The sequence below is a fragment of the Muricoccus nepalensis genome (genome assembly GCF_006438825.1).
Classification (GTDB): domain Bacteria; phylum Pseudomonadota; class Alphaproteobacteria; order Acetobacterales; family Acetobacteraceae; genus Roseomonas; species Roseomonas nepalensis.
On sequence record NZ_RCZP01000014.1, the window covers coordinates 109,690 to 118,993 of the forward strand.

At 71.3% G+C, this 9,304-nt stretch carries 9 protein-coding genes; 6 read left to right on the plus strand and 3 right to left on the minus strand.

Going from position 1 to position 9,304, the window contains the following annotated elements:
- Positions 1 to 236: 236 nt before the first annotated feature.
- From EAH89_RS15535 to EAH89_RS15560, 6 genes are read left to right on the plus strand one after another with little or no spacing between them, the layout of a single operon-like run.
- A complete protein-coding gene (locus EAH89_RS15535) occupies positions 237 to 1,058 on the plus strand; it encodes an ABC transporter permease (RefSeq protein WP_241667039.1) in 822 nt (273 codons plus the stop codon).
- A gap of 31 nt (positions 1,059 to 1,089) precedes the next feature.
- A complete protein-coding gene (locus tag EAH89_RS15540) occupies positions 1,090 to 2,160 on the plus strand; it encodes an ABC transporter ATP-binding protein (RefSeq protein WP_140884605.1) in 1,071 nt (356 codons plus the stop codon).
- A 3-nt stretch (positions 2,161 to 2,163) separates the two neighbouring features.
- Positions 2,164 to 3,198: an ABC transporter substrate-binding protein gene (locus EAH89_RS15545; protein WP_140884606.1), complete on the plus strand. Its 1,035-nt coding sequence runs from the start codon at positions 2,164 to 2,166 to the stop codon at positions 3,196 to 3,198.
- Between the two features lie 4 nt (positions 3,199 to 3,202).
- Complete coding sequence (locus EAH89_RS15550) at positions 3,203 to 4,051, plus strand: ABC transporter permease (RefSeq protein WP_140884607.1); 849 nt, start codon at positions 3,203 to 3,205, stop codon at positions 4,049 to 4,051.
- Positions 4,048 to 5,652, plus strand: coding sequence for an amidohydrolase family protein (locus tag EAH89_RS15555; protein WP_140884608.1), 1,605 nt, complete (start codon positions 4,048 to 4,050; stop codon positions 5,650 to 5,652). The genes EAH89_RS15550 and EAH89_RS15555 overlap by 4 nt, the downstream gene beginning before the upstream one ends.
- Positions 5,649 to 6,653 (plus strand): CobW family GTP-binding protein, encoded by a 1,005-nt coding sequence (locus EAH89_RS15560; RefSeq protein WP_161993616.1) that lies wholly within the window; start codon positions 5,649 to 5,651, stop codon positions 6,651 to 6,653. Before EAH89_RS15555 ends, EAH89_RS15560 begins: the two co-directional genes overlap by 4 nt.
- A 79-nt stretch (positions 6,654 to 6,732) precedes the next feature.
- Here EAH89_RS15560 and EAH89_RS15565 read toward each other — a convergent pair whose 3' ends face one another.
- From EAH89_RS15565 to EAH89_RS15575, 3 genes are all read right to left on the minus strand, one after another.
- On the minus strand, positions 6,733 to 8,427 hold the full coding sequence (locus EAH89_RS15565; RefSeq protein WP_140884610.1) for a cation acetate symporter: 1,695 nt from the start codon (positions 8,425 to 8,427) through the stop codon (positions 6,733 to 6,735).
- Positions 8,427 to 8,750 (minus strand): DUF485 domain-containing protein, encoded by a 324-nt coding sequence (locus EAH89_RS15570; RefSeq protein ID WP_140884611.1) that lies wholly within the window; start codon positions 8,748 to 8,750, stop codon positions 8,427 to 8,429. Before EAH89_RS15570 ends, EAH89_RS15565 begins: the two co-directional genes overlap by 1 nt.
- A 45-nt stretch (positions 8,751 to 8,795) precedes the next feature.
- The coding region (locus EAH89_RS15575; RefSeq protein WP_140884612.1) for an AMP-binding enzyme at positions 8,796 to 9,304 on the minus strand (509 nt) is incomplete at its 5' end.

Below are 9,304 nucleotides of genomic sequence, written 5' to 3' on the forward strand. Positions count from 1 at the left end.
AGGCCTCCGCGCGATGTATAGCGTTTTCGTGATCGAAATTCTCCCCCGGGCGGCGCGCGCGCCCGGCGCCGCGCGCGGCCACGGACCGAGGGGAGGTTGGAACCCGGCGCGCGCCGGGATTACAACGCGGGCGGCATGAGAATCACGGGCCGGAACACCGACGAGACGCCGCAACCCTCGCCCCGCCGGCGGGAGGGCACGGCGGCGCTCCGGCCTGGCAAGCCGTCACCGATGAAGTGGAGCGCCCGCTGATCCTGCCCTCGCCCGGCCGCTTGGCCTTCCGCGCCCTCGTCCTCGCCGCCTTCGCGCTGATGCTGGCGCCGGTGCTGACGGTCATGGTCATCAGCCTCTTCCGCCAGGAGATCGTCTCCTTCCCGCCCTCCGGCCTCACCCTGGCCTGGTACGTGAACGCCTGGGAGCGGCAGGAATTCGCGCGCGGCTTCGGCACGAGCCTGCAGGTCGCCCTGCTCGCCGCGGCAGTCGGCGTGCCGCTCGGCACGGCCGCCGCCTTCGCCCTCGTGCGCGGGCGGCCGCGCGGCGGGTCGGCGCTGTCCACGCTGCTGCTCGGGCCACTCGCCGTGCCGGGCGTGGTCGCGGGAACCGCGCTCTACATGTTCTACCTCCGCGCGGAGTTCTGGCTCGACCGGGACATCACCTCCACCCTCGAGGGGCTGGTCGCCGCGCATGTCCTGCTCACCATCCCCTGGACCGTGCGCCTTGTGACGGCCAGCCTGCAGGGCATGGACCGCGCGGCGGAGGAGGCCGCGGCCAATCTCGGGGCGCGCCCGCTCACGGTGTTCCGCCGCGTCACGCTGCCGGCGATGCGGCCCGGCATCATCGCCGCCTGCCTCTTCTCCTTCATCCAGAGCTTCGAGAATCTCGAGCTGAGCCTCTTGCTGGTCGGGCCGGGCCGGACGACCCTCCCGGTGGCGATGCTCAACTACCTCGAGTTCCGGGTGGACCCAACGCTGGCGGCGGTCGCCACCGTGCAGATCCTGCTCGTCGGCGTGCTCATGCTCGTCACCGACCGCTTCGTCTCGATCGCGAGGACGGTATGAGGGCGGCGCGGGCGAGGGGAGGGGCGGGCTGATGGGCGAGCTCGTGCTGGACGCGCTCGGCAAGCGCTTCGGGGCCTCCGTCGCGGTCGAGCGCGTCGACCTCGAGGTGCCGCAGGGCCAGATGGTGGCGCTGCTCGGCCCCTCCGGCTGCGGCAAGACCACCACGCTGCGCATGGTCGCGGGCTTCGTGCCGCCGAGCGCGGGTCGGGTGCTGATCGCGGGCAAGGACGTCACGCGGGCGCCGCCCCACGCGCGCGACACCGGGATGGTGTTCCAGTCCTACGCGCTGTTCCCGCACATGAGCGTCGCCGAGAACGTGGCCTTCGGCCTCGAGATGCGCCGCGTCGGCCGCGCGGACCGCGACGCCCGCACGCGCGAGGCGCTGCGCCTCGTGCGGCTGGAGGGGCTCGAGGACCGCCTGCCGCGCCAGCTCTCCGGCGGCCAGCAGCAGCGCGTGGCCCTCGCCCGCGCGCTGGTCGTGAACCCCGCCGTCTTCCTCCTCGACGAGCCCCTCAGCAACCTCGACGCGAAGCTGCGGGGCGAGGTGCGGATGGAAATCCGCGCCCTGCAGCAGCGCCTCGGCCTGACCACCCTCATCGTCACGCACGACCAGGAGGAGGCGCTGACCATGGCCGACCGGCTGGTCGTGATGGAGCGCGGCCGCGTGCGCCAGGTCGGCACCGCGGAGGACCTCTACGAGCGCCCCGCCGACCCCTTCGTCGCGGGCTTCGTCGGCCGCTGCAACCTGCTGGAGGGCGCGCTGGAGGCCCCCGGCCGCTTCCGCGCGGCGGGCGGCGAGGTGCTGCCCTGCGCGGCCGGGCCGGCGCCCGGCGGGCGCAGCGTCCTCGCGCTGCGGCCCGAGCACATCCGCATCGCACCGAGCACCGACGGCCCGGCGAGGCTCCGGGCCGCCACCTATCTCGGCGCCCAGACCGAGTACCACGCCGAGCTCGGCGGCACGCCGCTGGTGGTGGTGCGCCCGACCCCTGGCGCGGAGGACCCGCTGCGGCGCATCCTCCCCGGCGACGCCGTCTCGCTTTCATGGGACCCTTCCGCCGCCCGGCTCCTGCCGGCGGCGCCGCACGACGAGAGAGGAGCCTGAGAGATGTCCATCACCCGCCGCTCGGCCATGGCCGCCGCCGCCATCGCCGCCGCCTCCGCCGGCCTGCCGCGACCCGTGCGCGCGCAGGCGAAGCAGGTGGTCGTCGGCACCTGGGGCGGCGATTACGGCGAGCTCCTGCGCCAGAACATCGACGCGCCGCTGATGGGCCCCCAGGGCATCGAGGTGCTGCAGGACGTGGCCAACGCCGATCCCCGCAAGACGAAGATGCTGGCCGAGCGCCAGGCGCGGCGCGGCACCTTCGACGTCTCCTGCCTGTCGGACACGGACATGCAGATGATGGCGCAGCAGAACACGCTCGAGACGATCGACTTCGGCCGCCTCTCGCGCGCGGGCAGCATCGTGCCCGCGCTGCGCAAGCCCTACGCGGTGCCACACATCTACTCGGCGCTCGTCCTGCTCTACAACCCGGACAAGGTGACGACGCCGCCCACCTCCTTCGCGGACATGTGGGACCCGAAGTACCGCGGCCGCGTCGGCTTCTCGGACATCCTCTACTCCACCAACACCTTCGCGGCCGCCATGGCCGGCGGCGGCAGCTTCAGCGACTACGGGCCGGCCAAGGCCAAGCTGATGGAGCTCCGCTCACTCGACGCCAAGATCTTCCCCTCCAACGAGGCCCTGGCCGCCGCCCTGAAGGGCGAGGAGGTCTGGATGACGCCCATGTGGCTCGCCCGCGGCTACATGTGGCAGAAGGCCGGCATCCCGCTGCGCCACGTCGTGCCGAAGGAGGGCGCCTACGCCATCCTCTTCGAGGCCGCCGTGCCGCGGAACAGCCGCAACAAGGACAACGCCTACGCCTATCTCGACGCGATGCTGAAGCCCGAGGCACAGACCGCCTTCGCGGACCGCATGGGCTACCTGCCCACCGTCACCGACGCGACCCTGCCGCCCGAGATCGCCCGCGCCATCAGCCTCAGCGAGGCCGACCAGGCCCGGCTGCGCGCGCCGGACTACGACTATCTCCTCCGCGCCCATTCGGAGGTGCTCGACTTCTGGAACAAGCAGTTCAAGGGCTGATCCCTTGGCCGCGCTCGTCCTTCCCGCGGGGTTGCTGGTCACGCTGCTGCTCGTCGCGCCGATGCTGCTGCTGTTCCGGATCTCGCTGAACGAGTACAGCCCGACCGAGATGATGGTCGAGGCGACGACCGCGGCGAACTACCTCCGGGCGGTGGCGGATCCCTACTACCGCTCCGTCCTCGGGACCACGCTGGCCGTGGCGACGGGCAGCACGCTGCTCGCCCTCGTCCTCGGCTTCCCCGCCGCCTACTGGCTCGCGCGCATGCAGGGGCGGTGGAAGAGCCTCGCCACCATCCTCGTGCTCTTCCCACTCCTCGTCGGCAATGTCGTCCGCGCGGCGGGGTGGCTCGCGCTGCTGGGCAACGGGGGCGCGATCAACGCGGCGCTGCTCGGCCTCGGCCTGGTCGCGGCCCCGCTGCCGCTGCTTTACAACACCGGCGCCGTGGTCGCGGGCATCGTCGCGGTCGTGCTGCCCTACATGGTGCTGACGCTCTCCGCCATCATCGAGAGCATCCCGCGCCAGACCGAGGAGGCGGCGTCCAACCTCGGCGCGCGGCCGATGACGGTCTTCCGCCGCGTGGTCCTGCCGCTGGCGCTTCCGGGCGTCGCCGCCGGCTCGGTCCTCGTCTTCGTGCTCTGCATGAACACCTACGCGAGCGCGGTGCTGCTCGGCGGGCCGCGCTTCAAGATGATGGCGCCCGCCGTCTACGACCAGTTCGTCCGCGGCAACAACTGGCCCTTCGGCGCGGCGCTGGCCTTCATCCTGCTCGGCATCACGCTCGTGCTGACGGTCGCGGGCAGCGCCGTGCTCGGCCGGCGGTACCGCCGCCGGGAGACAGAGGAGAGAGCATGAGCGGCAGCAACGACACGGCGCCCGCGCTTCCCGCGGGCACCGAGATCACCGCGAAGAACACGCGCCTCGGCATGCCCCCGGTTCCCGCCGCGACCGGGCGGGACCGCGGCGCCGGGCCCTACCGCCGCCTCGTCCTGCGGGGCGCCACCATCATCGACGGCACCGGCGCGCCGCCCTGGGGCCCGGCCGACATCGTGGTCGAGGGGGACCGCATCGCGGCCATCGTGCCCGTCGGCACCCCGCACCGGCCGATCAGCCCCGCGCGCCGGCCGCCGCCGGGCGAGTACGAGATCGACTGCCACGGCAAGTTCGTGACGCCTGGGCTGATCGACTGCCACACGCATATCGGCGTGCCCTACCACGCGCTGCACGGCAAGGTCGCGCCCGCCGACTACGTCTACAAGCTCTGGCTCGCGCACGGCGTCACCACCGTGCGGGAGATGGGCTGCTTCAGCGGGCTCGACTGGGTCTCCGAGCAGCGCGAGGCCTCGGGCGCGAACCGCATCGCCGCGCCGCGCATTCGGGCCCATCCCTACTTCCCCGCCGTCAACGACATGCTGAAAACCATCCACACGCCCGAGGAGGCGCGCGACTGGCTGCGGCGGGCGAAGGAGAACGGCGCGGACGGCGTGAAGTTCTTCGGCGCTCCGCCGGCGATCATGCGCGCGGCGCTCGAGGAATGCGGGCGGCTCGGCCTGCGCAGCGGCTGCCACCACGCGCAGCAGGCGGTCACGCGCATGAACGCCCTGACCACGGCCGGCTGGGGCCTGACGAGCGCCGAGCACTACTACGGCCTGCCGGAAGCCCTCTACGACGAGCGCGTGGTCCAGACCTACCCGCCCGGCTACAACTACAACGACGAATACTTCCGCTTCTCCGCGGCGGGGCAGACCTTCCTCCAGGCCGCGGAGCCCGGCAGCGCGAAGTGGAACGAGGTGCTGGAGCGCTTCCTCGCGCTCGACTTCACCTTCGTACCCACCTTCACGATCTACGACGCCAACCGCGACCTCATGCGCTTCCGCCGCGCCGACTGGCACGACGAGTACACCTGGCCCAGCATGTGGCGCTACTTCCAGCCGGCGCGCGGCGGCCACGGCGCCTACTGGTACCGCTGGTCCACCGGCAACGAGGTGGAGTGGAAGGCGCATTACCGCCTCTGGATGACCTTCCTCAACGCCTACAAGAACCGCGGCGGCCGCGTCTGCACCGGCAGCGATTCCGGCTTCATCTTCCAGATCTTCGGCTTCGGCTACGTCCGCGAGCTGGAACTCCTGCAGGAGGCCGGCTTCAACGGGCTCGAGGTGCTGCGCTCGGCCACCATCCAGGGCGCGGAGCTGCTCGGCCTCGACGGCGAGACGGGCAGCGTCGAGGTGGGCAAGCTGGCCGACCTGCTTGTGCTGGACGAGAACCCGCTCGAGGATTTCAAGCTTCTCTACGGCACCGGGGCGCTGCGCCTGAACGAGGAGACGAACCGGCCGGAATGGCGCCGCGCGCTGCGCCACACCATCCGCGCCGGCCTCGTCTTCGACGTGGAGGAGCTGCTGGCCGACATCCGCGCCATGGTCGCCGCGCAGAAGGAGGCGGAGGCGACCGGCGCATGACGGCCCCGACGGAGTTCATCCTTCTCGCGGGCTTCCTCGGCAGCGGCAAGACCTCCCTCCTCCGCGACTGGCTCCTCCTCCCGGAGGCGGCCGACACGGCCGTCATCGTTAACGAGGCCGGCGAGATCGACGTGGACGGGGTGATCGTCGCGGAGGGCGGCAACCTCCCGATGGCGATGCTCAGCAACGGCTGCGTCTGCTGCTCGCTGACGAGCGACCTCGTCTTCACCGTCCGCGCCCTCGTGGAGCAGCGGGCGCGGAGCGCGGCGACGCCGTTCCGGCGGATCGTCCTCGAGTGCTCCGGCCTCTCCCGGCCGGGGCCGATCCTGCGCTCGCTGCTGCCGCTCTCCCCGCTCGGCCTCTCGGTCCGCGTGGTGACCACCTGCGACGCGTCCCAGGCCGTGCAGCAGGCCCGGCACTTCGACGAGGTCGCGGCGCAGCTCGCCGCCGCCAGCACGATCGTCGTGACGAAGCCCGACCTCCACGACCCTGCGCCGGCCGAGGCGCTCGCCGCCGCGATCAACCCGCTCGCCCTTCGCGTCGTTGAGAGCGACCGGGCAGCGCGCGCGCGGGCGGCCTTCTCCCCGCCGGCCGCCCTGGTGTCCGCGCCCGAGCCGCCCGGCACGGCCCACCCGCGCGTCGCCGTCCTGCGCGCGACCTTCCACGAGGGCGCGTCCTGGGAGGACCGGCTGGACTGGCTCGAGGACCTCGCCGCCTTCTGCGGGGACCGCCTCCTGCGCGTGAAGGGCTTCCTCCGCCGGCCCGGCTCGCCCGTGCCGCTGCTGGTGCAGGCGGTGGGCACGCTCTTCTCGGCGCCGACACCCGTGGCCACGGAGGGAGTGACGGAAGGCCTGGTCCTTATCCTACGCGACATCACCTTGCCCGAGCTGCGCGCGGGCATGGCGTCGTCGCCGGTCCGGCTCTCAACGCTCCGGCCGGGACCGGCGCTCGCTTGCGGCCCGGTGGAGGCCGGTTGCGCCGCGCCGTTCCCGGCCCTCTAACGCGAAGGGCGGCCCTGACGCGCAGGGCCGCCCTTCATCACGAGGCGATGCCTCGTCCTCTGCCGGTTCGTCCCCGCCCTCAGTGCGCGTGCACGCCCGAGGCGCCGATCCCGGTCTCCGAGCGGACGTACTGCGCCTCGAAGGCGTCCTGCTCGCGCCGGGCCCGCTCGCTCCGGTCCGTCTTCGAGAAGACGCAGATGCCGGCGAAGGCGATCGTCATCGAGAACAGCGCGGGGTTGTCGTAGGGGAAGAGCGGGGCGGCGAAGCCAAGCGTGCTCACCCAGACCGCGCGGCTGAGCACGACCATGAGCACGGCGCTGGCCAGGCCCAGGAAGCCGCCGAACAGCGCCCCCCGCGTCGTCGTTCCCTTCCAGAAGACCGACATCAGCAGGACCGGGAAGTTGCAGCTCGCCGCGACGGAGAAGGCGAGGCCGACCATGAAGGCGACGTTCTGGTTCTCGAAGATGTAGCCGAGGATGATCGCGACGATGCCGATCGCGATGGCCGAGATCTTTGAGATCCGGACCTCCCGGTTCTCGTCCACCCGCCCGCGGGCGATGACGGAGGCGTAGAGGTCGTGGCTGACCGCGGAGGCGCCGGCGAGCGTCAGGCCGGCGACGACCGCCAGGATGGTCGCGAAGGCCACGGCGGAGATGAAGCCCATGAACAGGGAGCCGCCGACAGCGTTAGAGAGGTGGACGGCCGCCATGTTCGTGCCACCGAACATGTCGGTGAGGCGGTTGTAGGCGCCGCCGTCGCCCAGGCGGAAGTAGGTGGGGTCGTTCATCAGGAAGGTGATGGCGCCGAAGCCGATGATGAAGGTGAGGATGTAGAAGTAGCCGATCAGGCCGGTCGCGTAGAACACCGACTTCCGCGCCGCCTTGGCGTCGGAGACCGTGAAGAAGCGCATTAGGATATGCGGCAGGCCGGCCGTGCCGAACATGAGGGCGAGGCCGAGCGAGATGGTCGACACCGGGTCGGAGACGAAGTTGCCGGGCGCCATGATGGACTGGCCGCGCGGGTGGGTGGCGACCGCGTCGGCGAACATCGCCTCGGGGCTGAAGCCGTAGCGCCAGAGGACGGCCAGCGCCATGAAGGTCGCGCCGCCGAGCAGGAGGCAGGCCTTGGTGATCTGCACCCAGGTCGTCGCCTTCATGCCGCCGAAGGCGACGTAGACGATCATCAGCGCGCCGACGACCACCACCGCGTAGAGATACTGCATCCCGAATAGGAGCTCGATCAGCTTCCCGGCGCCCACCATCTGGGCGATGAGGTAGAAGGCCACGACCACGAGCGTCCCGGTGGCGGAGAGGATGCGGATCGGCGTCTGCGCCAGCCGGAAGGAGGCGACGTCGGAGAAGGTGAACTTGCCGAGGTTGCGCAGCCGCTCGGCGATTAGGAACATGATGATGGGCCATCCGACGAGGAAGCCGATCGAGTAGATCAGCCCGTCGAAGCCGCTCGCGAAGACGAGGCCGGAGATGCCGAGGAAGGAGGCGGCCGACATGTAGTCGCCGGCGATGGCCAGCCCGTTCTGGAACCCGGTGATGCCCCCGCCGGCGGCGTAGAAGTCGGCGGCGGACTTCGTCTGGCGGGCGGCGCGGTAGGTGATGCCGAGCGTCGCCAGGACGAAGACGAAGAACATGACGATGGCCGGCCAGTTCAGGCCGGCGCGCGGCGGGGCGGCGGCCGGGCTGTCCGCGGCCCAGGCCGTGCCGGCGGATGCGAGCAGGACGGCGGCAAGGAGCAGCCAGGCCTTCGGGGTGCGGGGCATCACAGCGGCACCTCGTCCTGCAGGCTACGGGTCAGCTCGTCGAAGCGCCCGTTGGCGCGCACCACGTAGATGCCGGTGAGGATGAAGGCCGTGGCGATGATGCCGAGGCCGAGGAAGATGCCGAGCGACGTCACGCCCTCGCCGACGCGGTACGCCATCAGGTCCTTCGCGAAGGCGACGAGCAGGATGAAGCCGCAGTAGATGCCGAGCATCACGGCGGAGAGGATCCAGGCGAAGCCGGAGCGTCGCCGGACGAGTTCCTGGAACTTGGGGTTCGCGAGGATCCGCTTGTGCGGCTCCTCGATCGGGTAGGAGCGGTCCATCGTGTCACGTCCCTCGTCTTGTCTGTTCGTTCGTGGATACCGGTCTCAGCCCACTCTGTTTTCGAGGAGGTCTTGTACGACGGTGGGGTCGGCGAGGGTGGAGGTGTCGCCGAGGCTGTCGGTCTCGTTGGCGGCGATCTTGCGGAGGATGCGGCGCATGATCTTGCCCGAGCGGGTCTTGGGCAGGCCGGGCGCCCACTGGATGGCGTCCGGGGAGGCGATGGGGCCGATCTCGCGGCGGACCCAGGCGACGAGCTCCTTGCGGAGTGCCTCGGTGGGCTCCTCGTCGGCGTTCAGCGTGACGTAGGCGTAGATGCCCTGGCCCTTGATCTCGTGGGGCATGCCGACGACGGCGGCCTCGGCCACCTTGGGGTGGGAGACGAGGGCGCTCTCGATCTCGGCCGTGCCCATGCGGTGGCCGGAGACGTTGAGGACGTCGTCGACGCGCCCCGTGATCCAGTAGTAGCCGTCCTCGTCGCGCCGGGCGCCATCGCCGGTGAAGTACTTGCCCGGGAAGGTCGAGAAGTAGGTCTGGATGAAGCGCTCGTGGTCGC

Excerpts from the sequence above, each read along its gene's own strand:
- EAH89_RS15540 (WP_140884605.1), top strand. The coding sequence starts at position 1,090 with ATGGGCGAGCTCGTGCTGGACGCGCTCGGCAAGCGCTTCGGGGCCTCC.
- EAH89_RS15545 (WP_140884606.1), top strand. The coding sequence starts at position 2,164 with ATGTCCATCACCCGCCGCTCGGCCATGGCCGCCGCCGCCATCGCCGCC.
- EAH89_RS15555 (WP_140884608.1), top strand. The coding sequence starts at position 4,048 with ATGAGCGGCAGCAACGACACGGCGCCCGCGCTTCCCGCGGGCACCGAG.
- EAH89_RS15560 (WP_161993616.1), top strand. The coding sequence starts at position 5,649 with ATGACGGCCCCGACGGAGTTCATCCTTCTCGCGGGCTTCCTCGGCAGC.
- EAH89_RS15565 (WP_140884610.1), bottom strand. The coding sequence starts at position 8,427 with ATGCCCCGCACCCCGAAGGCCTGGCTGCTCCTTGCCGCCGTCCTGCTC.
- EAH89_RS15570 (WP_140884611.1), bottom strand. The coding sequence starts at position 8,750 with ATGGACCGCTCCTACCCGATCGAGGAGCCGCACAAGCGGATCCTCGCG.